The organism is Pseudomonas citri (assembly GCF_025336485.1).
Classification (GTDB): domain Bacteria; phylum Pseudomonadota; class Gammaproteobacteria; order Pseudomonadales; family Pseudomonadaceae; genus Aquipseudomonas; species Aquipseudomonas citri.
Genome location: NZ_JAODAB010000041.1, coordinates 1 through 23,678 on the forward strand (window position 1 = coordinate 1; position 23,678 = coordinate 23,678).

General features: G+C 61.7%; 22 protein-coding genes. 12 read left to right on the plus strand and 10 right to left on the minus strand.

Annotation, left to right across the window (positions count from 1 at the left end):
- Positions 1 to 195 precede the first annotated feature (195 nt).
- From adeC to N4Q37_RS26570, 3 genes are read right to left on the minus strand one after another with little or no spacing between them, the layout of a single operon-like run.
- A complete protein-coding gene (gene adeC / locus N4Q37_RS26560; protein WP_260963158.1) occupies positions 196 to 1,653 on the minus strand; it encodes an AdeC/AdeK/OprM family multidrug efflux complex outer membrane factor in 1,458 nt (485 codons plus the stop codon).
- Complete coding sequence (emhB, locus tag N4Q37_RS26565) at positions 1,650 to 4,814, minus strand: efflux RND transporter permease subunit EmhB (RefSeq protein ID WP_260963159.1); 3,165 nt, start codon at positions 4,812 to 4,814, stop codon at positions 1,650 to 1,652. The genes adeC and emhB overlap by 4 nt, the downstream gene beginning before the upstream one ends.
- A gap of 3 nt (positions 4,815 to 4,817) precedes the next feature.
- Positions 4,818 to 5,975 carry an efflux RND transporter periplasmic adaptor subunit gene (locus N4Q37_RS26570; RefSeq protein WP_260963160.1) on the minus strand — a complete coding sequence of 386 codons (1,158 nt, stop codon included), beginning with the start codon at positions 5,973 to 5,975 and terminating at the stop codon, positions 4,818 to 4,820.
- A 263-nt stretch (positions 5,976 to 6,238) separates the two neighbouring features.
- On the opposite strand from N4Q37_RS26570, the gene N4Q37_RS26575 reads away from it, so the two are divergent.
- Complete coding sequence (locus N4Q37_RS26575) at positions 6,239 to 6,871, plus strand: TetR family transcriptional regulator (protein ID WP_260963161.1); 633 nt, start codon at positions 6,239 to 6,241, stop codon at positions 6,869 to 6,871.
- A 210-nt stretch (positions 6,872 to 7,081) separates the two neighbouring features.
- Here N4Q37_RS26575 and N4Q37_RS26580 read toward each other — a convergent pair whose 3' ends face one another.
- The 4 genes from N4Q37_RS26580 to N4Q37_RS26595 form a co-directional block, all read right to left on the minus strand.
- Positions 7,082 to 7,705: a hypothetical protein gene (locus tag N4Q37_RS26580; RefSeq protein ID WP_260963162.1), complete on the minus strand. Its 624-nt coding sequence runs from the start codon at positions 7,703 to 7,705 to the stop codon at positions 7,082 to 7,084.
- Between the two features lie 187 nt (positions 7,706 to 7,892).
- Positions 7,893 to 8,942, minus strand: coding sequence for an alkene reductase (locus tag N4Q37_RS26585; RefSeq protein ID WP_260963163.1), 1,050 nt, complete (start codon positions 8,940 to 8,942; stop codon positions 7,893 to 7,895).
- A 34-nt stretch (positions 8,943 to 8,976) separates the two neighbouring features.
- Positions 8,977 to 10,143, minus strand: coding sequence for an MFS transporter (locus N4Q37_RS26590; protein ID WP_260963164.1), 1,167 nt, complete (start codon positions 10,141 to 10,143; stop codon positions 8,977 to 8,979).
- Between the two features lie 17 nt (positions 10,144 to 10,160).
- The gene (locus N4Q37_RS26595) at positions 10,161 to 10,463 is read right to left on the minus strand and encodes an ArsR/SmtB family transcription factor (protein ID WP_135844121.1); all 303 of its coding nucleotides are present in this window, start codon (positions 10,461 to 10,463) and stop codon (positions 10,161 to 10,163) included.
- A gap of 156 nt (positions 10,464 to 10,619) precedes the next feature.
- Here N4Q37_RS26595 and N4Q37_RS26600 point away from each other — a divergent pair, with 156 nt between their 5' ends.
- On the plus strand, positions 10,620 to 11,204 hold the full coding sequence (locus N4Q37_RS26600; protein WP_260963165.1) for an acyl carrier protein phosphodiesterase: 585 nt from the start codon (positions 10,620 to 10,622) through the stop codon (positions 11,202 to 11,204).
- A 42-nt stretch (positions 11,205 to 11,246) separates the two neighbouring features.
- Here N4Q37_RS26600 and N4Q37_RS26605 read toward each other — a convergent pair whose 3' ends face one another.
- On the minus strand, positions 11,247 to 12,038 hold the full coding sequence (locus tag N4Q37_RS26605; RefSeq protein WP_260963166.1) for a lysophospholipid acyltransferase family protein: 792 nt from the start codon (positions 12,036 to 12,038) through the stop codon (positions 11,247 to 11,249).
- The gene (olsB, locus tag N4Q37_RS26610) at positions 12,038 to 12,793 is read right to left on the minus strand and encodes an L-ornithine N(alpha)-acyltransferase (protein WP_260963167.1); all 756 of its coding nucleotides are present in this window, start codon (positions 12,791 to 12,793) and stop codon (positions 12,038 to 12,040) included. The genes N4Q37_RS26605 and olsB overlap by 1 nt, the downstream gene beginning before the upstream one ends.
- A 226-nt stretch (positions 12,794 to 13,019) precedes the next feature.
- Between olsB and N4Q37_RS26615 the strand changes: the two genes are divergently transcribed.
- The 4 genes from N4Q37_RS26615 (at position 13,020) to N4Q37_RS26630 (ending at position 16,381) form a co-directional block, all read left to right on the plus strand.
- Positions 13,020 to 14,114: a serine hydrolase domain-containing protein gene (locus N4Q37_RS26615; RefSeq protein WP_260963168.1), complete on the plus strand. Its 1,095-nt coding sequence runs from the start codon at positions 13,020 to 13,022 to the stop codon at positions 14,112 to 14,114.
- The gene (locus tag N4Q37_RS26620; protein WP_260963169.1) at positions 14,111 to 14,422 is read left to right on the plus strand and encodes an amidase; all 312 of its coding nucleotides are present in this window, start codon (positions 14,111 to 14,113) and stop codon (positions 14,420 to 14,422) included. The genes N4Q37_RS26615 and N4Q37_RS26620 overlap by 4 nt, the downstream gene beginning before the upstream one ends.
- Before the next feature lie 209 nt (positions 14,423 to 14,631).
- The gene (locus N4Q37_RS26625; protein ID WP_260963170.1) at positions 14,632 to 15,222 is read left to right on the plus strand and encodes a YceI family protein; all 591 of its coding nucleotides are present in this window, start codon (positions 14,632 to 14,634) and stop codon (positions 15,220 to 15,222) included.
- 1 nt (position 15,223) lies between these two features.
- Complete coding sequence (locus N4Q37_RS26630; RefSeq protein ID WP_260963171.1) at positions 15,224 to 16,381, plus strand: phospholipase D-like domain-containing protein; 1,158 nt, start codon at positions 15,224 to 15,226, stop codon at positions 16,379 to 16,381.
- A 60-nt stretch (positions 16,382 to 16,441) separates the two neighbouring features.
- Here N4Q37_RS26630 and bglX read toward each other — a convergent pair whose 3' ends face one another.
- Positions 16,442 to 18,733, minus strand: a complete 2,292-nt coding sequence (gene bglX, locus N4Q37_RS26635) for a beta-glucosidase BglX (protein WP_260963172.1) — start codon at positions 18,731 to 18,733, stop codon at positions 16,442 to 16,444.
- 249 nt (positions 18,734 to 18,982) lie between these two features.
- Here bglX and N4Q37_RS26640 point away from each other — a divergent pair, with 249 nt between their 5' ends.
- From N4Q37_RS26640 to N4Q37_RS26665, 6 genes are all read left to right on the plus strand, one after another.
- Positions 18,983 to 19,591: a LemA family protein gene (locus N4Q37_RS26640; RefSeq protein ID WP_260963173.1), complete on the plus strand. Its 609-nt coding sequence runs from the start codon at positions 18,983 to 18,985 to the stop codon at positions 19,589 to 19,591.
- 113 nt (positions 19,592 to 19,704) lie between these two features.
- Positions 19,705 to 20,418: a TPM domain-containing protein gene (locus tag N4Q37_RS26645; protein ID WP_260963188.1), complete on the plus strand. Its 714-nt coding sequence runs from the start codon at positions 19,705 to 19,707 to the stop codon at positions 20,416 to 20,418.
- 28 nt (positions 20,419 to 20,446) lie between these two features.
- A complete protein-coding gene (locus N4Q37_RS26650; RefSeq protein ID WP_260963174.1) occupies positions 20,447 to 21,064 on the plus strand; it encodes a TPM domain-containing protein in 618 nt (205 codons plus the stop codon).
- 213 nt (positions 21,065 to 21,277) lie between these two features.
- A complete protein-coding gene (locus N4Q37_RS26655; protein WP_260963175.1) occupies positions 21,278 to 22,495 on the plus strand; it encodes a class I SAM-dependent methyltransferase in 1,218 nt (405 codons plus the stop codon).
- Positions 22,496 to 22,636: 141 nt separating this feature from the next.
- Positions 22,637 to 23,218, plus strand: coding sequence for a DJ-1/PfpI family protein (locus tag N4Q37_RS26660; RefSeq protein WP_260963176.1), 582 nt, complete (start codon positions 22,637 to 22,639; stop codon positions 23,216 to 23,218).
- A gap of 71 nt (positions 23,219 to 23,289) precedes the next feature.
- A complete protein-coding gene (locus tag N4Q37_RS26665; RefSeq protein ID WP_260963177.1) occupies positions 23,290 to 23,634 on the plus strand; it encodes a YegP family protein in 345 nt (114 codons plus the stop codon).
- Positions 23,635 to 23,678: the final 44 nt, after the last annotated feature.

Sequence of the window (23,678 nt, forward strand, 5' to 3'; positions counted from 1 at the left end):
AAGCGGTTTCTTTTTGGTTGGCATACATGCACCTCTTACTCATGTTATGCCCGAACACAAAATTTCTGACACCCTCGGATATGTACTCGATCAACTGACAGCCCCCATCGCGATCAAAGCTCCCACACACCCCTGTAGAAACCCAAACAAAAAGCCCACCTTTCGGTGGGCTTCGTGTTTCAACGTTCAGGCAGCTCAGAACAACTTCATCTCCGGCGCTTTCTCCGCCACCGGCTCGTTCTTGCCCGTCTCGGCATTCCAACCACCACCCAACGCCTTGTACAGATTGACCTCACTGGTCAACTGCGCAAGGCGGTCAGTGATCAGCGATTGTTGCGCGCTGAACAGCTGGCGCTGGGCGTCGAGGAAGGTCAGGTTGCTGTCGACACCGATGCGGTAGCGTCGCTCGGCCAGGCGGTAGTAGTCCTGGTTGGCGGCGACGAAGTCGGTCTGGGCCTGCAACTGTTCGTTGTAGGTCTGGCGCGCGGCCAGGCCGTCGGAGACTTCCTGAAACGCGGTCTGGATCGACTTCTCGTACTGCGCGACGTTGATGTCTTTCTGGATCTTGGCGTAATCCAGGCTCGCCCGCAGGCTACCGGCGTTGAAGATCGGCAGGTTGATTTGCGGTGCGAAGGTCCAGGTGCCCGAGCCGCCCTTGAACAGTCCGGACAGGTCCGGGCTCAGGCTGCCGGCGTTGGCCGTCAGGCTGATGCTCGGGAAGAACGCGGCCCGCGCGGCGCCGATGTTGGCGTTGGCGGCCAGCAGGTTGCGTTCGGCCTGGAGAATGTCCGGGCGCCGTTGCAGCAGGTCCGACGGCAAGCCGGCCGGCACTTCGCTGAGCAAATCATCGCTCAGCGGTTGGGTGTGCAGGTTGGCTGGCAGGCCGGTGCCCAGCAGCAGGGTCAGGCTGTTTTCATCCTGGGCCACCTGGCGGGTGTAGCGGGCTTGTTGTACCCGGGCGTTTTCCACCGCGGTACGCGCCTGGCTCAGGTCCAGGGCCGAGGCCACGCCGACTTCGGCGCTGCGCGAGGTCAGTTTGAGGCTCTCTTCGTAGGTCGCCAGGGTTTCCTGGGTCAGCTTGAGCAGTTCCTTGTCGGCCTGCCAGGTCAGGTAGGCATTGGCGACGTTGGCCACCAGGCTGATCTGGGTGCTGCGACGGGCTTCTTCGGTGGCGAAGTAGCTTTGCAAGGCTTGTTCGCTCAGGCTGCGAACGCGACCGAACAGGTCCAGTTCATAGGCGCTGATGCCCAGGGTGGCGGAGTAGGAGCTGCTGATGGCTGCTTCACCGGTCTGCGAAGCCCGGGCCGGTACGCGCTGGCGGCTGGCGGCGCCGGTGGCCGAGACCGCCGGGAACAGGTCCGCCCGCTGGATGCGGTATTGCGCGGCATAGGCATCGATGTTCAATGCCGCGACGCGCAGGTCGCGGTTGTTTTCCAGGGCCACCTGGATCAGTTGTTGCAACGCCGGGTCATGGAAAAATTGTTTCCAGCCTTGCTCGGCGGCCGCCTGGCCGGGCGCATTGGCCGGCTCGTAGGCCGGGCCTTGCGGATACTGCGCCGCGACCGGTGCGGCGGGCCGCTGGTAGTCGGGAATCAGCGAGCAGCCGCTGAGCACGACGGCGGCGATGGTCAGGGAGAGTAGCGACTTGCTCATTGCCCAGCCTCTTTGGAAGTTACGGGGTTGTCGTCCTGGTCGATGTGTTTACGACGGCCTATCGACGACACGCTTACGAAGAACAATGGCACCCAGAAGATTGCCAGGATGGTGGCGGTCAGCATGCCGCCGATCACGCCGGTACCGATGGCGTGCTGGCTGCCGGAGCCGGCGCCGGTGGAAACGGCCAGCGGCACGACGCCGAGCACGAACGCCAGGGACGTCATGATGATCGGTCTCAGACGCATCCTACAAGCTTCGATGGCCGCGTCCATCAGGCTGCGTCCCTGCTCGTGCAGTTCCTTGGCGAATTCCACGATCAGGATGGCGTTTTTCGCCGCCAGGCCGATGGTGGTCAACAGACCCACCTGGAAGTACACGTCGTTGGACAACCCGCGCAGGCTGGTTGCCATCAGGGCGCCGATAATCCCCAGCGGTACCACGAGCATGACCGCGATCGGAATCGACCAGCTTTCATACAGCGCCGCCAGGCACAGGAACACCATCAGCAGCGACAGCGCATACAGCGCCGGCGCCTGGGAGCCCGACAGGCGCTCCTCGTAGGACAGCCCCGTCCAGGAAATACCGACGCCGGCCGGCAGTTTCTTGGCAATGGCTTCGACTTCGGCCATGGCTTCACCGGTGGAATAACCCGGCGCCGGAGAGCCGAGGATTTCCATCGCTTCGACGCCGTTGTAACGGGCCAGTTTGGGCGAGCCGTAGGTCCACTCGCCCTTGGCAAACGCGGAGAACGGCACCATGGTCCCGGCGCTGTTGCGCACGTACCACTTCTTCAGGTCTTCGGGGCTCATGCGCGCGCCCGGCTGGCCTTGTATGTAGACCTTTTTCACCCGGCCACGGTCGATGAAGTCGTTCACGTAGCTACTGCCCAGGGCAATCGACAGGGTGTTGTTGATGTCGGAAATGGTCACGCCGAGGGCGCTGGCCTTTTCGTCATCGATTTCCAACTGGTATTGCGGCTCGTCGTTCAAGCCGTTCGGCCGCACCTGGGTCAGCACTTTGTTCTGGGCCGCCATGCCCAGGAACTGGTTGCGGGCTTCCATCAGCTTGTTATGGCCGATACCGGCGCGGTCTTGCAGATACACGTCGAAACCGGTGGCGTTACCCAGTTCCATCACCGCCGGCGGGGCGAAGGCGAACACCATCGCGTCGCGGAAGGTGAAGAAATGTCGTTGGGCGCGGGCGGAGATATTGAACACGCTGTTATCCGCGTTACGTTCCTCCCACGGCTTGAGCATGATGAACGCCATGCCGGAGCTCTGGCCGCGACCGGCGAAGTTGAAGCCGGTCACGGTGAACACCGAGGCCACGCCATCGCCTTCACCGCCGTCCTTGCCGGGGCGCAGCAGGAATTCACGCATCTTGTCCACCACCACCTGGGTGCGTTCGGCGCTGGAGCCGGCCGGTGTCTGCACCTGGGCAAACAGCACGCCCTGGTCTTCTTCGGGCAGGAACGCCGTGGGGATGCGGGAGAACAGCCAGACCATGCCGACCACGATGATCACGTAGGCCAGCAGGTAAGGCGCCTTGTGCCGGAGTATGTTGCCCACGCCGCGCTCGTAGCTTCTGACGCCACGGTCGAAGCTGCGGTTGAACCAACCGAAGAAGCCGCGTTTCGGCACGCCGTGTTCACCCTGGGGAATTGCCTTGAGCATGGTGGCGCACAGGGCCGGGGTGAAGATCAGCGCCACCATCACCGACAGGGCCATGGCCGAGACAATGGTGATGGAGAACTGTTTATAGATCACGCCGGTGGAGCCGCCGAAGAACGCCATCGGCAACAGCACCGCCGACAGTACCAGGGCGATACCCACCAGGGCGCCCTGGATCTGCCCCATGGATTTCTTGGTGGCTTCCTTGGGTGACAGGCCTTCTTCGCTCATCACCCGTTCGACGTTTTCCACCACGACGATGGCATCGTCCACCAGCAAGCCGATGGCCAGTACCATGCCGAACATGGTCAGGGTGTTGATGCTGAAACCGAATGCCGCGAGGATCCCGAAGGTGCCAAGCAACACCACCGGCACCGTCATCGTGGTGATGATGGTGGCGCGGAAGTTCTGCAGGAACAGGAACATCACCAGGAACACCAGGACAATGGCTTCGACCAGGGTTTCGACGACGCCCTTGATCGATTCGCTCACCACGGGCGTGGTGTCGTACGGGAACACCACTTCCATACCCTGTGGGAAGAAAGGCTTGAGGTCGTCGACGGTCTTGCGCAATGCCTTGGCCGTGTCGAGGGCGTTAGCACCGGTGGCCAGCCTGATCGCCATGCCGGAGGCCGGGGAGCCGTTGAACTGGGCATTGATGCTGTAGCTCTCGCCGCCCAGGCTGACATCGGCGACGTCGCCGACGCGCACCTGCGAACCGTCCGGATTGACCTTGAGCAGAATGGCCTTGAACTGCTCGGCGGTCTGCAAGCGGGTCTTGCCGATGATAGTGGCGTTCAGTTGCTGGCCGGGCAGGGCGGGCAGGCCGCCGATCTGGCCCGACGAGACCTGGACGTTCTGCGCGGCGACCGCGGTCCTGACGTCCACCGGGGTCAGGTTGTAGTTGTTCAGCTTGGCCGGGTCGAGCCAGATCCGCATCGCGTACTGGGCACCGAAGACCTGGAAGTCCCCGACGCCAGCAGTGCGCGAAATCGGGTCCTGCATGTTGGACACGATGTAGTTGGACAGGTCTTCGCGGGTCATGCTGCCGTCGCGCGACACCACGCCGATCACCATCAGGAAGTTGCGCACCGACTTGGTCACGCGAATACCCTGTTGTTGCACTTCTTGCGGCAGCAGCGGGGTCGCCAGGTTCAGCTTGTTCTGGACCTGCACCTGCGCGGTATCGGAGTTGGTGCCCTGCTCGAAGGTTGCGGTGATGGTCATGCTGCCGTCGGAGTTACTTTCCGAGGACACATAACGCAGGTTGTCGATGCCGTTGAGCTGCTGCTCGATGACCTGCACCACGGTGTCCTGCACGGTTTGCGCGGAGGCACCCGGGTAGGTCACCTGGATCGCGATGGCCGGCGGAGCGATGCTCGGGTACTGGTTGATCGGCAACTTGAGGATCGATAGAGCCCCGACCAACATGATCACCAGGGCGATTACCCAGGCGAAGATCGGACGGTCGATAAAGAATTTCGACATGGTTTACTCCCCTTTGCCGCCGGCTGCTTTGTCAGCTGCCTTGGCGGGGGCCGGGTTGTTGGCATTGACGTTGGTGGCTTCGGTGGCCTTGACTTCCACCCCTGGCCGTACGTACTGCAAGCCCTCGGTAATCAGGCGGTCGCCGGCCTTGAGCCCATCCTCGATCAACCACTGGTTGCCGACGGTACGGCTGGCCTTGAGCTGGCGCAGCTCGGCCTTGTTGTCCGGGCCCACCACCAAGGCGGTCGGCATGCCGCGCAGGTCGCGGGTCACGCCTTGTTGCGGTGCCAGGATCGCTGCGCTGTTCATCCCGGCCTGCAATTGCGCATGGACGAACATGCCCGGCAGCAGGGTGTGATCAGGGTTGGGGAACACGGCGCGCAAGGTCACGGAGCCGGTGGTCTGGTCGACTGATACTTCGGAGAACTCCAGCGTGCCGTCCTGAGCGTACTGGCTGCCGTCTTCCAGGGTCAGCTTGACCTTGGCGGCGTTGTCGCCGGCCTTCTGCAAGCGGCCACTCTCCAGTTCGCGACGCAATTGCAGCAGCTCGACCGAGCTTTGCGTCACGTCGACATAGATCGGGTCCAGTTGCTGGATGGTTGCCAGGGCGTCGGCCTGGCCGCTGCTCACCAGCGCGCCCTCGGTCACCGAGGAGCGCCCGATGCGACCGGAAATCGGTGCGTAGACCTTGGTGTAGCGCACGTTGATCTGCGCCGTCTGCAGGTTGGCTTCCGACTCCAGGCGATTGGCCACGGCGGTGTCGTATTCCTGGCGGCTGACGGCCTGTTCGTCCACCAACTGCTTGTAGCGATCGGCTATCGACTTGGTGGATCGCAGGTTGGCCTCGGCGCTCTTGAGCGTGGCTTCGTACACGGCCGGGTCGATCTGGTACAGCTGTTGGCCGGCCTTGACGTCAGCGCCCTCCTTGAACAGGCGCTTGAGGATGATGCCATTGACCTGCGGGCGCACTTGCGCCTCGCGGAACGCGCTGGTGCGGCCCGGCAGTTCCGAGGTCAGGGTAAAGGGTTGGGTCTTGAGCGTTACGACACCGACCTGAGGAGGTGGTGCGGCAGGGGCCGCTTCTTCCTTTTTGCATCCGCTGAGCAGCGATGCCAGGGCGATGGCGGAAACCAGAGCGGTAACAGCTGGCTTGAATTGCATGGAAATCCTCGGGTCCAGGCGCAACAGGCGCACTCGAAAGGTGGAAGGTTAAAAAGGCAGCATTATTTAATTAGTAGGTTGCTAAGAAATATACTTACGTACATGGTTGTTTGTAAACAGCCAGATTGCGTACTATCCGGATTTACAAAATCCTGACAAAAGGCCCGTCGAGGTCGGGGACGCGTTCCAAGAAACGGCGCCTCGTATTGTTCAGCTGATCCTTATGCACTGCCGATGCATCCTGATTGAGGTGTTTGACTGCCATGGTCCGTCGTACCAAAGAAGAAGCCCTGGAGACTCGCAACCAGATACTCGAAGCGGCCGAGCAGGCCTTTTTCGAGCGAGGCGTGGCGCGCACCACGCTGGCGGATATCGCGACGCTGGCCGGTGTGACCCGCGGCGCCATCTATTGGCATTTCAGCAACAAGGCGGACTTGCTCCAGGCCATGCTCGATACGTTGCATGAGCCGCTCGATGAACTGGCCCGCGCCAGCGAGAGCGAAGCAGAACTTGACCCGCTCGGCTGCATTCGCAAGCTGTTGGTCCGACTGTTCCAGCAAGTGGCCCTGGACCCGAAGACCCGGCGCATCAATGAGATCCTGTTCCATAAGTGCGAGTTCACCGATGAAATGTGCGATCTGCGCCAGCAGCGGCGCGAGGTCAGCCTCGACTGCAATGTGCGTATCGCCCTGTCGTTGCGCAATGCGGTGAACCGCGGCCAGTTGCCGCAAGACCTGGACCCCGAAAGGGCGGCGATCGCTCTTCATGCCTACATCGACGGCATTTTGTACCAATGGTTGCTGGCCCCCGACAGTTTCGCCCTGGCGGGTGAGGCTGAGCGCTGGGTGGCGATCGGACTGGACATGCTGCACCTGAGCCCTAGCCTGCGCAAATGAAACAAAATGCGTAATTGCATCGGGTTGTGTCGATGGGCCTGGGAAAGCGTGCTGTTATAAACCGACAGTGCTGCGGTTGATAGGCGATGGGCGAGGAACTTTGTAGGAAATTTGTTTCGCGCAGACCAATGTCCATGACGAAACCTGTCGACGAGGTGCACCGAATCGCCGGAAGAGACCCTACCAGATCGACCTGGTGGGGCTGAATTATCAACTCAGTGTGAGTTCCACGGTGAAACCGTAGGGTTCTTCATGTTGTGTGTGAGTGATGCGATTCAAACAGTGGATGGGTGGTGAGCCAACGGCGGTGACTTTGTTTGTGCGGATAGGTGTCAGTGTCGATGAAATGAAACCGAACGTGGTATTGACCCGCAAGCCAAAGTCAAAACGAAACGCCAGGTTTTGATCGCCGAACCAAATAAAGTGTTTGTAGATATCCTTGCTGCGGCTGCCCAGTTTTCGGGTATAGAGAAAGTCGAATTTAAACGTCACGAAATCCCACGGACGAATATCGATGAAACGCTGCTCGCTTTCCGTCAGGCTGAGATTGTTTTCACCGGTGGCAAAGCCATGATGCGTGTGATTGTTGATCTTCATAATCAGGCGTGTATGGCTTGGGCGAACGTTCTCCCGTTCCCAGGCCAGAACCTTGTTATCCACTTCATCTTTCTGTTTTGCCTGTTTCGTCAATGCCCTGAGCACATCCATTTCATTATCAAGGTCGAGCGATCTTACATATTGGCGCAGGACTTCCGGAGGGGCGTAGTTGAAATGGGAAGTTAATTCATCGAGCTGGGAATTGTTGGCCCGGGAGGAGATTTCAGAAATGTTCATGTCGAGTTCCGTCTCAATATGATGAGTTGTAAAAGGGTGTGCTGACAAAACCAATCGGTCTTGTTGGCGAAATCAATATGAAGTCTTGAATGGGTTTTAGAAAGCTTGAATGCTTGACGGGATATTTATCTGAATAAAAAAGCCCTGGCTCTTTCGAGGCAGGGCTTTGATCTGTTTCGTTGGTTATTTAGAGAGCGGGATAATCGATGTAGCCCACGGGTCCTTTGCCATAGAAGGTTTCCGGACGTGCCTCGTTCAGTGGTGCATCGGCTTTCAAGCGTGCCGGCAGGTCCGGGTTGGCAATGAACGGAACACCGAAGGCGACGGCGTCAGCCTTGCCCTCGGCGAGCCAGGCATTGGCGCTGTCCTTGGTGAAGCGTTCATTGGCGATGTACGGGCCGCCGAAGGCTTGCTTGAGTTGTGGGCCAATGCTGTCGTCGCCTTCTTTCTCTCGGGAGCAGATGAATGCGATACCGCGCTTGCCCAATTCACGGGCCACGTAGCTGAAGGTCTCCAGGCGGTTCTCATCGCCCATGTCATGGGAGTCGGCACGTGGCGCCAGGTGCATGCCAACCCGGCCGGCGCCCCAGACCTCAATGACCGCGTCGGTCACTTCCAGCAACAGGCGCGCGCGGTTTTCCACGCTGCCGCCGTAGTTGTCGGTGCGCTGGTTGGTGCTGCTTTGCAGGAACTGGTCGAGCAGGTAGCCGTTGGCGCCGTGGATTTCCACGCCGTCGAAACCGGCGGCCTTGGCGTTTTCGGCGCCAACGCGATAGGCCTCGACGATGTCGGCGATTTCAGCGGTTTCCAGTGCCCGCGGCGTCGGGTAGTCGGCCAACGGACGCACCAGGCTCACGTGGCCCTTGGGCTGGATGGCGCTGGGGGCCACCGGGGTTTCGCCGTTCAGGTACGAGGGGTGGGAAATCCGGCCCACGTGCCACAGTTGCAGGAAGATCTTGCCGCCGGCGCCGTGGATTGCCTTGGTGACGTTGGCCCAGCCGCGCACCTGATCGTTGGACCAGATGCCGGGGGTGTCCGGATAGCCCACGCCCATCGGCGTGACGGACGTTGCTTCGCTGAGGATCAGGCCGGCGGAGGCCCGCTGCACGTAATACTCGGCCATCAAGGCGTTGGGCACGCGGCCGGCGTCGGCGCGGCAACGGGTGAGCGGGGCCATGATGATGCGGTTCTTCAGCTCGACGTCGCCGAGTTTGATGGGGTCGAAAATAGTCGTCATGAACTACAGCCTCGAAAATGGAAGGGTTGGAAAATCAATGTGTTGCCGGTGCCAGGTCGGCATCGCCGCCCTGACGGAAAGTGATCAGGGTGACCAACAGCGCCAGCACGGCCAGCGCGCCGGCGGCCAGGGGCACGGAAGTCAGGCCCAGGCCTTGGTCGATGACGCTGCCACCGACCCAGGCGCCCAGGGCGTTACCGATGTTGAAAGCGCCGATGTTCAGGGTGGAAACCAGGTTGGGTGCGTCCTTGCCGAAGGTCACCACGTTGACTTGCAAGGCCGGCACGGCGGCGAAGCAGGCGGTGGCCCAGAGGAACAAGGTGATTTCGCTGGGGATCAGCGCCACGCTGGTCCAGCTAAGGACAGTGGACACCACGGCCATGGTGATGAAGACGCCTATCAGCGTGTTCGCCAGGCTCTTGTCCGCCAGCTTGCCGCCGATGATGTTGCCCAGGGTCAGGCCGAGGCCGATCAGCACCAGGCTCCAGGTCACGCCACGGGGCGACACACCGGTGACTTCGCCCAGCAGCGGGGCGACATAGGTGAACAGGGCGAATACCGAGGCGGAGAACAGCGCGGTCATGCTCAGGGACAGCCACAGCCCGGCGCCTTTGAGCGCCACCAGCTCCGAGCGCATGTCTAGCTTCTCTTCATCGCGCTTGGCCGGCAGGAAGCGCATCAGGCCGATCAGCGCCACCACGCCAATCACGGTCACCGCCCAGAAGGTCGAACGCCAGCCGGCTTCCTGGCCCAGTGCCGTGCCCAGCGGTACGCCGAGCACGTTGGCCAGTGTCAGGCCGGTGAACATCAGGGCCACGGCCGAGGCGCGCTTGTTGGGCGCCACCAGGCCGGCGGCCACCACCGAGCCGATGCCGAAGAAGGCACCGTGGCACAGGGCGGTGACGACCCGGGCGAACATCAGCACGTTGTAGTCGCTGGCGATGGCGCAGAGCAGGTTGCCGATGATGAAGATCCCCATCAGCACCACCAGCGCGGCCTTGCGCGGCAGTCGTGCGGTGGCCAGCGCCATGAACGGCGCACCGATGGCCACGCCCAGGGCGTAGCCGGTCACCAGCCAACCGGCACCGGGGATCGAGACACCCAGGTCGGCCGCCACGTCGGGCAACAGGCCCATGATGACGAACTCGGTGGTGCCGATGGCGAAGGCGCTCAGGGCCAGGATGAGAAGTGAGAGGGGCATGGCGGGTCCTTGTCAGGTCAGAGCTCTTGGCTCATTTGCTTGAGGAACTGCTGGATCACTTCTTCGTTGCGTTTGAAGAAGTGCCATTGACCGACCTTCTGGCTGCTGATCAGCCCCGCCCGTTGCAACACCGCCAAGTGCGCGGAGACCGTGGATTGCGACAAGCCGCAACGCTGGTCGATCTGCCCGGCGCAAATGCCGAATTCATGGTTGTGCAACTGTTCCGGGAACTGGACCTTGGGGTCTTTGAGCCAGTTGAGGATGTCTCGCCGTACTGGGTGTGCCAGGGCTTTTATTATTTCGTCGAGGTCGAGGGTCATGGGTGGCAGCTCAGGGTGAGTAAAACGCTATATCGCGATGGAGCGAACCTTAAATCGTTATTTCGCGATATACCAATATGGATTTGATCTGAGGCCCGAACAAATCGCTATATCGGGTTATAACGATATGGGTGCAGCAATGCTAAGCTGCGGCTCATGAACTATCTCGCGCACCTGCACCTCGGCGGCCCTGGCCGGGAACAACTGCTCGGTAGCCTCTATGGCGACTTCGTCAAGGGGCCGCTACAAGGGCTGTACGACCCGCAGATCGAAGCGGCGATTGCCCTGCATCGCCGCATCGACACGTACACCGACAGTCATCCGTTGGTGGACATCGCCCTGTCGCGTTTTTCCACGGTGCGCAGGCGCTATGCCGGCATCGTGCTCGACGTGTTTTTCGACCACTGTCTGGCCCGGGACTGGGCGGTGTACGGCGAAGGGCCGTTGGTGGACTTCACTGCCAGGGTGTACCAAGTGCTCAGCACCGAACCGCAACTGCCGGGGCGACTGGCACGGATCGCGCCGCACATGGCGGCGGATGACTGGTTGGGGTCTTACCGGGAGTTCGAGGTACTTGCCCAGGTGCTGCGCGGCATTTCCCGGCGCCTGTCGCGCCCCGAGGAACTGGCCGGGGCGATGGAGGAATTGATCCGGCTCTATGAGCCGTTGAGCGAGGACTTCCGGCTGTTCTATCCGCAATTGCAGGATTTTGTCCTGGCCCCTTCACTCCAGCAGAACTGATCGAATGTGGGAGCGAGCAACCCCGCTCCCACACGCGGTGGATCAAGCCGCGATGGCAGGTCGCATTGGAATCGGCTGCTGCTCGGCACTGATGCCGAACAACGCCTGGTGCACGGCCTGTTGCGCCTGGAACGCCAGGGCTGCGCGTTCCTGACCATGGCAGGCGATGGGTTGCAGCAGGTGGATATGCACCTCGCTCCGGTCATGGCTAAACAGCCGCATCAGGTGCGAGAGCAGATCATCATCGCCAATGAACGGTGCCAGTGAATCATGTTCGCCCTGGCGCAGGTAACGGATCGCCACTGGTTGCAACGCCACATCGGCATCGATGGCCGCCGACAGCAAGCGCCCGTGGAAGGTGCGCAACGAACGGCCATCGGTGGTGGTGCCTTCGGGGAACATCAACAACGGATGAGCCTGTTCCAGATGACGGCTCATCTGCTTGCGGATCAACTGGCTGTCACCCGAGCCGCGCCGGATGAACAGGCTGCCGGCCTTGGCTGCCAGCCAACCGGCTACCGGCCAGGTGCGCACTTCGACCTTGGACAGGAATGACAGCGGCGCCAGCATGCCCAACAGCGGAATGTCGGTCCAGGACACGTGGTTGCTGACCCACAGCATCGGCCGTTGCGGCAGTTGCCCATGGACAGTCACGCGAAAGGGCAGGGCATTGCTCAGTCGTGCCATGAAGAATCGTGACCAACGCTGACGGCGCACCGTCGAGTTGGCGATTCCCAAGCGTTCGAACAAACCGAACACACAGGCCATGCCCAGGCCCAGCGCCACCACCAGCAGCACTCGCGCGATACGCGCGTACACCCGCAACCGGCTCATCACACGGCTGCCTTGAAGTGCCGGGCGTAGCGCGGGCAGAGTTCGTCGCGCTTGAGCAGGATGAACACATCGGCCACCTGGAAATCTTCGTCCCAGCACGGTTCACCGCAGATCTTAGCGCCCAGGCGCATGTAGGCCTTGAGCAGCGGCGGCATTTCGGCGATGACGTTGGACGGCACGTCCAGAGTCGGAAGAGGTTTTTTCGGCACGGCTTGCAAGTGCTCGGTGCACAGGTAGCGTTCACGCAGGCGCTGCATGATCGCTTGGGCCTGGGTGCCGCCGTCCTGCATCGAAATGCTCGCGCAGCCCATCAGGTAGCTGTAGCCGCCCTCGTTGAGGACCTCGGCCAACTCGCCCCACAACACCGCGATGGTGCCGCCGTTGCGATACGCCGGATCGACGCAGGTACGGCCGATTTCCAGGATCGGTCCCTGGAGGTGCATCAGGCCGTGGAGGCTGAATTCTTCTTCACTGTAGAACCGGCCCAGGCTGCTGGCGGCCTGGTGGTCGAGCAGGCGGGTGGTCGCCACGAGACGGCCGGTGTTCAGGTCGCGTACGCCGATGTGGGCGCAGTGGGCATCATAATCATCCATGTCCAGACCTCTTTCCGCGCCCTTGAGCTTGGCGTTGAACTCGCCGCTGAAGACGTTGAAACGCAGGGCCTGGGCTTCTTGCAAGGCCTGGGCGCCGACCAGGCGTTCGGCTTGCAGGCGGCGTTCATTGCCGGTGTCGCTGATGCGGGCGATCTGGGTCATAGCGAATCTCCGTGCGGGCTGTCTTGGGTTGCAGCCAATCGACTTTTTATGCAGCCATGTTGTGCAAAGTCAGGCTATGTAGCCCCGGTGTCATCGCCATGAAGCTTTGGTGATGCTTATATGACAGCGCCCAGGAAAGGCCTCATGTCCTGGCACACTCTGTAAACAACCAAACTGTCATCCAGGCTGATTACACTCGGCAGGTTAAATCCTGCGAGTTCCAAGCATGTCCAAAGGCTGGTTGCTGATCCCACTGCTGTTGCTCAACCTGCATGCCCGGGCCGAAGACTGGCCCGGCGAGCACTGGCCAAGCGCGCTGACCCCGAGTGGGCCGGCCATCGAGGCGTTGGAGCGGTACGCTTTCCCTCCTCGTGATGACAGCACCCGCCAAGGCATCCGTACCGACGCGCTGGTGGTGATCCAGGACGGTCGACTGGTCTATGAGCGTTATGGCGGGCCGACCACCGCCGAGACTCCCCATCTGACCTGGTCCATCAGCAAGAGCTTGTTGGCGACATTGTTTGGCGTGGCCTACGGTGACCGGTTGTTTGCCTTACGGGACCCGGTCGCCCGGTACTACCCGGCGCTGAGCAAGCACCCGGACATGACCCTGGCCGATCTTTTCCACTGGGCGTCTGGCCTGGATTGGCAGGAAGACTACGAATACGCGCCGCTCAACTCTTCGGTGGTGGCGATGCTGTATACCCGGGGACGTCGCGACATGGCGGCGTTTACGGCGCAGCACCCCAGCTACAGCCCTGCGGGACAAGCGTTCCGTTATTCCAGCGGCGACAGCAACCTGTTGGCAGTGGCGTTGAAAAACATCGTCGGCCCGGCGCGCTATGCCGATTATCCCTGGACCGCCTTGTTCGACCCCTTGGGCATCGGGCACGCCACATGGGAAACCGATGCCAGCGGCACGTTTGTTGGCTCGTCCTATGCCTACCTCACGGCGCGGGACCTGGCACGGGTGGGATTGCTGATGCAGCGTGACGGTCGTTGGAGGGATCGGCAACTGATCCCGCAGGAGTGGGTGGCGTTCACCCGCGAGCCCTTCGCCGGGTTCCAGGCGGGTCAGGACGAAGCCGTGCCAGGCGGGCACTGGTGGCTCAACCGCGCCGCCGATCCGGCGATCCATCCCTGGCCCGATGCGCCGCCGGATACCTTCGCCGCGCTGGGGCATTGGGGCCAGGCGTTGTACGTCATCCCCAGTGCCAGGCTGGTGATCGTGCGTTACGGCGATGACCGCGACGGCAGTTACCAGCACAACGAACTGCTCAAGCGCGCCCTGGCGGTGTTTGCCGGGACGGTGCAGCCATGAGGCGCAGACCGTTGTTGACGCTGTTGTTGGGATTGCTCATCGCTTTGCTGGGTTGGGTCTGGCTTGAGCGCGTGGCATTAGGGGCCTTTCCCGACATCATCAGCGCCTATACCGCCAAGGAATATTGCTCGTGCCGCTATGTCATGCAGCAACCGGCCGAGTACTGCCGTGGCTACGTGAAGCAGTCGGTGCCGGTCAGCGATTTTCTCGAAAGTGTCGAAGCCAGGCGCATCACGGTCACCGGGCTGGGGCGTAGCCACAGTGCGCGGTGGATGGGAGAGCGGCAGGGCTGCCAGTTGGAGCCCTGAAGCTTCCTTGGACAAGACCTATTGTGGGAGCAAGGCTTGCCCGCGATGGCGATTGTGAAAATGTCATCGCGGGCAAGCCTTGCTCCCACAGATGAGTGCCTTCACCGCAGTGCTCCATGCATGGCTGGGTGATTGGTTAAACAGACAGTTTGCAAGCGCCCTCGGCCCGGTTAAGGTTCGCCACAGGTTTATCTGCCCTCCGAGTGTGTATGTTCAAGCGGTCTTTTTTTCATGCTGGCGCAGCGGCGCTGCTGGCCTGCGCTGCGTTGCCCGTCCAGGCCGATTGGTACCTGGACGGCGAGTCGTCGCGGCTATCGTTCATCAGCAGCAAGAACGGCAACGTGTCCGAGGTCCAGCGCTTCCTGGTTCTTCATGGCCAGGTCCAGCCCAAGGGAACGGCGCGGCTGGAGGTGGAGCTGGAGTCGATCAACAGCGGCATCCCCCTGCGGGACGAACGCATGCGGGCCGAGCTGTTCGAGATCAAGCAGTTCGCCGAGGCGAGCATTACCGCGCAGATCGACTTGCTGCCGATCCAGGACCTGGCCAACGGTGCGCAACTGGAAATGCGCTTGCCCGTGACCGTGGACCTGCACGGCAAGCAGCATCAATACAACGTCGAGCTTTTGGCGACACGCCTGGACGAACGACGGTTCCAGGTCGTGACGCTGGAGCCGGTGGTGCTCAACGCAGCGGATTTCGACCTGGCGCCGGGCCTGGAGAAACTGCGCAACCTGGCCGGGTTATCGGCCATCAGCCTGTCGGTGCCGGTGAATGCGGTGCTGATTTTCACGGCGCGTTGACATGAGCGGCCCGGTATTTCCCTGGCGTGAAGGCAATCGCTTCGAGTTGTTGGTCGATGGCCCGCAGTTCTTTCCGCGCATGCTGGTGGAGATCGCCCGCGCGGAACAACAGGTTGAACTGGAGTTGTATCTGGTGGAGGCCGGGGTGTGTGCCGAGGCGATGGTCCAGGCCCTCGTCCAGGCCGCCGAGCGCGGGGTTCGCGTGCGGTGTCTGTTCGATGACTACGGCAGCCTGGCGTTCACCCTGGGCTTGCGCAATCGCCTGGTCGAGGCCGGCGTGGAGTTGCGCTTCTACAATCGCCTGAGCTGGCGCCGCTGGGTGCGCAATCTTTACCGCGACCACCGCAAGTTGCTGCTGGTGGACCAGCGCCTGGCGGTGGTGGGCGGCACCGGGGTGACCGACGAGTTCTGGAACCCCCTCGAAGACCGTAGCGAGTGGCATGAGGTGATGGTGGAAATCGTCGGCCCGCTGGTGCTCGACTGGCAGTTGTTGTTCGATCGCCAGTGGCTCGCCAACCGTCATCGGCGGGCCTGGAAGCCGGCCTCCACCTTTGGCTTGCCACGTTTGCCCCGTGTGCCACCGATGGGCGAGGGCATGGGCCGGGTGGCGTATGCCGACGCCCGCCAACATCGCGACATCCTGCAATCGCTGTCCCGGGCGTTGAACAGCGGGCAGAAGCGGATCTGGATGGCCACACCCTATTTCCTGCCGACCTGGAACGTGCGCCGCTCGCTGCGCAAGGCCGCTGCCCGGGGGATCGACGTGCGCTTGCTGCTCACCGGCCCACGCACCGATCACCCGTCCGTGCGCTACGCCGGGCACCGTTACTACCCAAGGCTGCTCAAGGCCGGGGTGAAAATCTTTGAATACCAGCCGTGTTTCCTGCACCTGAAAATGGTGCTGGTGGACGATTGGGTCAGCATCGGCTCCTGCAATTTCGACCATTGGAACCTGCGCTTCAACCTCGAAGCCAATCTCGAGGCGCTGGACTCCAGGCTCAGCCGCGCGGTGGCGGCGAGTTTCGAACAGGATTTCGCCCAGAGCCAGCAAGTGAGCCTCGACGCCTGGCAGCGCCGACCGTTGTGGAAGCGCTTCAAGCAGCGGTTGTGGGGGCTGGTGGATCGGGTGGTGGTGAATCTGTTGGATCGGCGGGGGTAGCTGATGCAACGGTGGGAGCGAGCACGCTCGCTCCCACCGCAGGCTTGCGTTGCCTGGTGGTCAGAGCAACTCGAAACTCTGCTGCTTCACTTCCTGGGAATCCAGGCCGATCTGCACGTTGAACTTGCCTGGCTCAGCGGCGTACTTGAGCTGGGCGTTATAGAACTTCAGGTCGTTTTCACTGATGGTGAAGTGGATGACCTTTTTCTCGCCAGCCTTGAGCATCACCTTGCGGAAGTTCTTCAGCTCTTTGAGCGGGCGGATGATCGAGCCGGTCACGTCCTGGATGTACAACTGCACCACGGTTTCACCGTCACGCTTGCCGGTGTTTTCCACGGTCACGCTGGCATCGAGCGTGCCGGTCTTGTTCAGCGTGGTGGCGGACAAGGCCATGTCCGACAGGCTGAACTCGGTATAGCTCAGGCCATAGCCGAACGGGTAGAGCGGGCCGGTGGTGTCGTCGAAGTATTGCGAGGTGTAGTTGCCCGGCTTGCCTGGGGTGAAAGGCCGACCGATGCTCAGGTGGTTGTAGTAGGTAGGAATCTGCCCCACCGAGCGTGGGAACGTGATCGGCAGCTTGCCCGACGGGTTGTAGTCGCCAAACAGCACATCGGCGATGGCGTTGCCGCCTTCGGTGCCGCTGAACCAGGTTTCCAGGATCGCATCGGCCTGCTGTTTTTCCTCCAGCAACGACAACGGACGGCCGTTCATCAGCACCAGCACCAACGGCTTGCCGGTGGCTTTCAGGGCCTTGATCAGCTCGCGCTGGCTGGCCGGAATGTTCAGGTCGGTGCGGCTCGAGGATTCGTGGGACATGCCACGGGATTCACCCACGGCGGCCACCACCACATCGGCGTCCTTGGCGGCTTTCACCGCTTCGTCGATCAGCACCTGGGCCGGGCGCGGGTCGTCCACCACTTCCGGGGCGTCGAAGTTGAGGAAGTTCAGGTAGTCGAGCACCTTCTTGTCGCTGGTGATGTTGGCGCCACGGGCATAGATGAACTTGGCGTCACCGCCGAGGGCGCGGCTCATGCCGTCGAACAGCGTGACCGATTGCGCAGGGCGACCGGCGGCGGCCCAACTGCCCATCATGTCGATCGGGGCCTTGGCCAGCGGGCCGACCAGGGCGATCTTCGCGCTCTTCTTCAGCGGCAGGGTCTGGTTATGGTTTTCCAGCAGGACCATGCTGCGACGGGCCACGTCGCGGGCGTCGGCGCGGTGCAGGCGGCTTTCGGCATAGGTGTCGGCCGGGTCTTCCTCGGCCTTGCCGATGCGCAGGTACGGATCCTTGAACAGGCCCATGTCGTATTTGGCCGCGAGTACTTCTCGCACGGCATTGTCGATGTCGCTCTGCTGGATCTCGCCGGACTTGAGCAGCCCTGGTAGTTCCTTGCCATAGAGCGAGTCGTTCATGCTCATGTCGATGCCGGCCTTGATCGCCAGCTTTGCCGCTTCGCGACCGTCCCGGGCGACGCCGTGCTTGATCAATTCGAAGATGGCGCCGTGGTCACTGACCGCCAGGCCTTTGAAGCCCCATTCCTTGCGCAGCAGGTCATGCATCAGCCAGGTGTTGGCGGTGGCGGGTACGCCGTTGATGGAGTTCAGCGCGACCATCACCCCGCCGGCTCCGGCGTCGATGGCGGCGCGGTAGGGCGGCAGATAGTCCTGGTACATTTTCACCGGGCTCATGTCGACGGTGTTGTAGTCCCGGCCGCCTTCCACCGCCCCGTACAGGGCGAAGTGCTTGACGCTGGCCATGATGCTGTCGGCGGCGTTGGCCCCCGAACCCTGGAACGCCTTGACCATCACTCCGGCGATGCGCGACACCAGGTAGGTGTCCTCGCCGAAACCTTCGGAAGTCCGGCCCCAGCGCGGGTCGCGGGAAATGTCGACCATTGGTGCGAAGGTGATGTCCAGGCTATCGGCCGCGGCTTCCTGGGCGGCGATGCGGCCGGAGTGGTAGATGGCGTCCATGTCCCAGCTCGAGGCCAGGGCCAAGGGGATCGGGAAAATCGTGCGGTGGCCGTGGATCACGTCATAGGCGAAGAACATCGGGATCTTCAACCGACTGCGCATGGCCGCATCCTGCATCGGACGGTTTTCAGCGCGAGTGATGGAGTTGAACGTGCCGCCGATGTTGCCGGCGGCGATTTCCTTGCGAATCAGCTCCCGGGGCATTTCCGGGCCGATGCTGATCAGGCGCAACTGGCCGATCTTTTCTTCGAGGGTCATCTGCTTCATCAGGTTGCTGATGAAGGCGTCCTTGTTCTCTATGGGGGCTGGCAGGTTGTCGGCTACTACGGATTGACTGGCCAGGGCGACAAACAGGCCCAGCAAACACAGCTTCTTCATGAATAATTTTCTCGCAAGCCTAAGGGCGGTGGTCAGGACTCGCCGATCAGCCAAAATATAAGGAGCGGCTATTGTTGTTCGGTCAGATGCAGCACACTTTCGAACCCTGGGGGCTGAACTAAGTTTCGCGGTGCGCATCTTTTAGCCCATCGACCCGATTCGATCCAGTGGGGCGGCAGATTATGCCCCAGACGCCGGTGAGATAGGTGGCCGTGTTTTCCAATGTCATGCAAGGGAGAGCTTCACCCCATGAATCCACGACTGAACCACCTTCGCAGCCTGCCAATGCTGGCGCTGCTGCTGTTCACCACGTTGCTGGCCGGTTGCGGCATCAATAACATCCCGACCCTGGACGAACAGGCCAAGGCCGCCTGGGGCCAGGTGCAGAACCAGTACCAGCGCCGTGCCGACCTGATTCCCAACCTGGTGGAAACCGTCAAGGGCTACGCCCAGCACGAGCAGGAAACCCTGACCGCGGTGATCGAGGCACGGGCCAAGGCCACGTCGATCCAGGTGGATGCCAGCACCCTGGACAACCCGGAAAAACTCAAGCAGTTCCAACAGGCCCAGGACCAGTTGACCGGTGCGTTGAGCCGCTTGATGGTGGTGTCCGAGCGTTATCCGGACCTCAAGGCCAACCAGAACTTCCTGGCGTTGCAATCGCAGCTCGAAGGCACTGAGAATCGCATTGCCGTGGCGCGCCGCGACTTCATCCTGGCCGTGCAGAAGTACAACACCGAGATCCGCACGTTCCCGGGGCGTTTGTGGCACAGCGTGATGTACAGCGACCTGCCGATCCGCGAAACCTTCGAGGCGAGCAGCCCCAATGCCGAAAAAGCGCCTGAGGTGAAATTCTGATGAAGCAGCTGCAAGCTGCCAGCTACAAGCGTCAAGCTCAAGCGGTGCGCGTTGCTTTTGCTTACAGCTTGAAGCTTGCCGCTCGTAGCTGCGCCCTGGCGGTACTGTTCTGGATGTTTGCAGCCACGGCCCAGGCGGAGTTGAAGTTCCCGGTGTTGACCGGGCGGGTGGTGGATGACGCGCAGATGCTTCAGCCTTCGGCTGCTGCGCAACTGGAGGCGCAGCTCAAGGCCCATGAGCAGGCCACCGGCGAGCAGGTGGTGGTCGTGACGCTTCCGAACCTGCAAGGCACCAGCATCGAAGACTTCGGCTATCAGCTGGGGCGGCATTGGGGCATCGGGCAGAAGGACAAGAACAACGGCGCGCTGCTGATCGTGGCCCGGGATGACCGTAAACTGCGGATCGAAGTGGGCTACGGCCTGGAAGATCGCCTGACCGACGCCCAGAGTTCGGTGATCATCAACCAGGTGATCACTCCGGCGTTCAAGAACGGCAACTTCACCAAGGGCATCAGCGACGGCGTGGCCGCGATGCTGGTGGTGCTGGGCGGCAGTCCCCTGGACGAGCCGACGTCGGTCTACAGCGAGGGAGGCCAGGAGCAACCTGATTTCGTCGAACGTCATCCAGGGTTGTTCATCTTCCTGGTGCTGCTGTTCATCGTGACGATATTCGTTTGCCAGATGCTCGGTATCCTGCCGGCCGGTGGCGGTTCCGGTGGCAGTTCCGGTGGTGGTCCTGGTGGTGGTGGCGGTTTCGGCGGTGGAGGCGGAGGCTTCGGCGGTGGCGGGGGCAGTTTCGGAGGCGGCGGTTCGTCGGGCGGCTGGTGACAATAATAATGAGCAGGCAACTTTAACCATGGCATTACTGACTGAACACGAACAACGCAAGGTCGCCGAGGCCATCGCCCGGGTCGAGCGCGATACCGACGCCGAACTGGTTACGGTGCTCGCGGCCCGCGCCGACGACTACGCTTACATTCCATTGCTGTGGGCCAGCCTGTTGGCCCTGGTGGTGCCCGGCGTGCTGCATTACCTCACCGGCTGGCTGGCCATGCACAGCCTGTTGCTGGTGCAATGGGCCAGCTTCATCGTGCTGTGCCTGGTGTTCCGGATTCCCCGTGTCACCACGCACCTGATCCCCCGTTCCGTGCGCCACTGGCGGGCCTCCAACCTGGCACGCCGGCAGTTTCTTGAACAGAACCTGCACCACACGGTAGGCAGCACCGGCATGTTGATCTTTGTCTGCGAGGCGGAACGGTACGTGGAAATTCTCGTGGACGAGGGCATCTCCAAACGACTCGACGATAAAAACTGGGACACCATTGTCGCGGCGTTCACCCAGCAGGTTCGCCAGGGACAGACCTTGCAGGGCTTCGTGACCTGCATCGAGGCGTGCGGTGAACTGCTCAAGGTGCACGTGCCGGTGACTCATGAGCGCAATGAACTGCCGAATCGGTTGGTGGTTCTGGGCTGAAGGATTTCTGCTGGAACACGCTTGTGGGAGCAAAGCTTGCTCGCGATGAACGGTGACTCGGTTTGCCTGCCGAGTCGCGGTGAATGCATCGCGGGCAAGCCTTGCTCCCACAGAGCCTACTTTTCGCCACACGAACTTTTCCGTGCCCTTGCCGGTTATCCCACTTAAAATACCCACCACTCCCGCTTTTGCCCGCCCCGAGGCCGTTTTTCCATGTCTGTCACCGCAACGCCTGTCCGTCCCGCACCGGATCACCACGCCCAGTTCATCGAACTGCTGCAAACCAGCCTCGAACAGAACGCGTTCATCAAACTGGTGCTGGCCAAGTATGTAGGGGACGAGGCGGACCTCCAGCGGCTGATCATCAAGCAACTGACGGTCAAGGAGCAGCCGTGCCTGTCCTTCGTCTATCGCTACAAGACGCGCGACATCACCCGCAATTTCCCGCTGGCCGAAGGCGTGCAAACCATTGCCGCGCTGTTGCCGGCATCGTTCAAGAACGCCCATTTGCTGGCGGTCACCGACGAGGCACAGTTGGAATACAGCAAGAAGGGCAAGTCTTCACTGTTCAAGAGCAAGCCCCAGCAGTTGCGCGAAGTGCCATCGGCCGAGCATAACCGCGAGAAAAACCGCTTCCTCGACCTGAGCCGGCCATTTCTTGCCGACCTGGGCGTGACCAACCACAAGCACGAGCTGATCCCGGCGATGTCGCGCAAGTGGAAGCAGATCAACAAGTTCATCGAAGTCTTCAGCCATGCGCTGACGTCCTCGCCGCTGGCCCTGGACAAGCCGGTGCGGGTCTCGGATTTCGGTTCGGGCAAGGGCTACCTGACCTTCGCCATCCACGATTACCTGCGCAACACGTTGCAGGCCGAAGGCCTGGTCACGGGCGTGGAGTTGCGCGAAGACATGGTCAAGCTGTGCAACGAAGCGGCCGCGCGGTTGGAACACCCGGGCTTGAGCTTCCAGCACGGCGACGTGCGCAGCGTGGCGCCGAGCGCAGTGGACGTGATGATCGCCTTGCACGCCTGCGACATCGCCACCGACTACGCGATCCACATGGGGATTCGCTCGGGCGCTTCGATCATCATGTGCTCGCCGTGCTGCCACAAGCAGATCCGTTTGCAAATCCAGAGCCCGGCGCTGCTCAAGCCGATGCTGCAATACGGCCTGCACCTGGGCCAGCAAGCGGAAATGGTCACCGACAGCTTGCGGGCGCTGTTCCTGGAAGCCTGTGGCTACGAGACCAAGGTGTTCGAGTTCATTTCCCTGGAACACACCAACAAGAACAAGATGATCCTGGCGGTCAAGCGCGCCCAACCCGTGGACGCCACCGAGCTGTTGGCCAGGATCCAGGAACTCAAGGCGTTCTACCACATCACCGAGCACTGCCTGGAAACCTTGCTTCGGGCTGATGGTTACCTCGCCTGAAACCTGCGGCTCGCGCAAGGCGCTTTCAACAACCCGCTGGATGCAGCCCGTCAGCTCATGATCGGTTATCGCTCGTCTGCCGGCACTGCGAGCTACCTTTAATGCGTTTACCCCTCACGCATTCCCAAAGGAGCTCAACCCATGGCTGCAAAGAAAATCCTGATGCTGGTCGGCGACTACGTCGAAGATTATGAAGTGATGGTGCCGTTCCAGGCCTTGCAGATGGTGGGCCACACCGTGCATGCCGTCTGCCCGGACAAAGCCGCCGGGCAAACCGTGCGCACGGCGATCCATGACTTCGAGGGCGACCAGACCTACAGCGAAAAACCGGGGCATCTGTTCGCCCTCAATCATGATTTCACCGGTGTCGAAGCCGCCGCCTATGACGCGCTGCTGATCCCGGGCGGACGGGCGCCGGAATACCTGCGCCTGAACGAAAAAGTCTTGCAACTGGTACGCGATTTCGACGTGGCGGGTAAGCCGATTGCCGCGGTGTGCCACGGCGCGCAATTGCTGGCGGCGGCGGGCGTCCTCGAGGGGCGCGAATGCAGTGCCTACCCGGCCTGCGCCCCGGAGGTGCGGCTGGCGGGCGGTACCTTCATCGACATCGCGGTGACCGAGGGCCACGTGCAGGGCAATCTGGCGACCGCCCCGGCCTGGCCGGCGCATCCCCATTGGCTGGCCGGGTTCCTGGGGTTGCTGGGCACCACCATCACCCTGTAGGGCGTTGGCGGAACGGCTGCGGCGGGTCTTTACTGTCTGGGCATTCAACCTGTCGCCTGAGGAGAACGACGATGTCCGGATGGTACGAAATCAGCAAGAGCAGCAGTGGCCAGTTTCGGTTCGTACTCAAGGCGGCCAACGCCGAGACCATCTTGACCAGCGAGCTGTACACCAGCCGTAGCGGCGTCGACAGCGGCATTGCCGCGGTGCAGAAAAACAGCCCGCTGGCCGAGCGCTACGAACTCAAGAACACCAAGGACGGCCACCCGTACTTCAACCTCAAGGCGGCCAACCATGAGGTGATTGGCAGCAGCGAAGCCTATTCATCGGACGCCGCCCGGGAAAAGGGCATCGCCAGCGTCAAGGCCAACGGCCCGACGACGATCATCAAGGACAAGACCTTGGCGGCGTTTTGACAGCATGTCCAGGGGGCCTGTGAAAGCAGGCTTTTGTGGGAACG

Bases quoted from the DNA above. Each gene is read 5' to 3' on its own strand.
- adeC (WP_260963158.1), bottom strand. From the start codon at position 1,653: ATGAGCAAGTCGCTACTCTCCCTGACCATCGCCGCCGTCGTGCTCAGC.
- emhB (WP_260963159.1), bottom strand. From the start codon at position 4,814: ATGTCGAAATTCTTTATCGACCGTCCGATCTTCGCCTGGGTAATCGCC.
- N4Q37_RS26570 (WP_260963160.1), bottom strand. From the start codon at position 5,975: ATGCAATTCAAGCCAGCTGTTACCGCTCTGGTTTCCGCCATCGCCCTG.
- N4Q37_RS26575 (WP_260963161.1), top strand. From the start codon at position 6,239: ATGGTCCGTCGTACCAAAGAAGAAGCCCTGGAGACTCGCAACCAGATA.
- N4Q37_RS26580 (WP_260963162.1), bottom strand. From the start codon at position 7,705: ATGAACATTTCTGAAATCTCCTCCCGGGCCAACAATTCCCAGCTCGAT.
- N4Q37_RS26585 (WP_260963163.1), bottom strand. From the start codon at position 8,942: ATGACGACTATTTTCGACCCCATCAAACTCGGCGACGTCGAGCTGAAG.
- N4Q37_RS26590 (WP_260963164.1), bottom strand. From the start codon at position 10,143: ATGCCCCTCTCACTTCTCATCCTGGCCCTGAGCGCCTTCGCCATCGGC.
- N4Q37_RS26595 (WP_135844121.1), bottom strand. From the start codon at position 10,463: ATGACCCTCGACCTCGACGAAATAATAAAAGCCCTGGCACACCCAGTA.
- N4Q37_RS26600 (WP_260963165.1), top strand. From the start codon at position 10,620: ATGAACTATCTCGCGCACCTGCACCTCGGCGGCCCTGGCCGGGAACAA.
- N4Q37_RS26605 (WP_260963166.1), bottom strand. From the start codon at position 12,038: ATGAGCCGGTTGCGGGTGTACGCGCGTATCGCGCGAGTGCTGCTGGTG.
- olsB (WP_260963167.1), bottom strand. From the start codon at position 12,793: ATGACCCAGATCGCCCGCATCAGCGACACCGGCAATGAACGCCGCCTG.
- N4Q37_RS26615 (WP_260963168.1), top strand. From the start codon at position 13,020: ATGTCCAAAGGCTGGTTGCTGATCCCACTGCTGTTGCTCAACCTGCAT.
- N4Q37_RS26620 (WP_260963169.1), top strand. From the start codon at position 14,111: ATGAGGCGCAGACCGTTGTTGACGCTGTTGTTGGGATTGCTCATCGCT.
- N4Q37_RS26625 (WP_260963170.1), top strand. From the start codon at position 14,632: ATGTTCAAGCGGTCTTTTTTTCATGCTGGCGCAGCGGCGCTGCTGGCC.
- N4Q37_RS26630 (WP_260963171.1), top strand. From the start codon at position 15,224: ATGAGCGGCCCGGTATTTCCCTGGCGTGAAGGCAATCGCTTCGAGTTG.
- bglX (WP_260963172.1), bottom strand. From the start codon at position 18,733: ATGAAGAAGCTGTGTTTGCTGGGCCTGTTTGTCGCCCTGGCCAGTCAA.
- N4Q37_RS26640 (WP_260963173.1), top strand. From the start codon at position 18,983: ATGAATCCACGACTGAACCACCTTCGCAGCCTGCCAATGCTGGCGCTG.
- N4Q37_RS26645 (WP_260963188.1), top strand. From the start codon at position 19,705: ATGTTTGCAGCCACGGCCCAGGCGGAGTTGAAGTTCCCGGTGTTGACC.
- N4Q37_RS26650 (WP_260963174.1), top strand. From the start codon at position 20,447: ATGGCATTACTGACTGAACACGAACAACGCAAGGTCGCCGAGGCCATC.
- N4Q37_RS26655 (WP_260963175.1), top strand. From the start codon at position 21,278: ATGTCTGTCACCGCAACGCCTGTCCGTCCCGCACCGGATCACCACGCC.
- N4Q37_RS26660 (WP_260963176.1), top strand. From the start codon at position 22,637: ATGGCTGCAAAGAAAATCCTGATGCTGGTCGGCGACTACGTCGAAGAT.
- N4Q37_RS26665 (WP_260963177.1), top strand. From the start codon at position 23,290: ATGTCCGGATGGTACGAAATCAGCAAGAGCAGCAGTGGCCAGTTTCGG.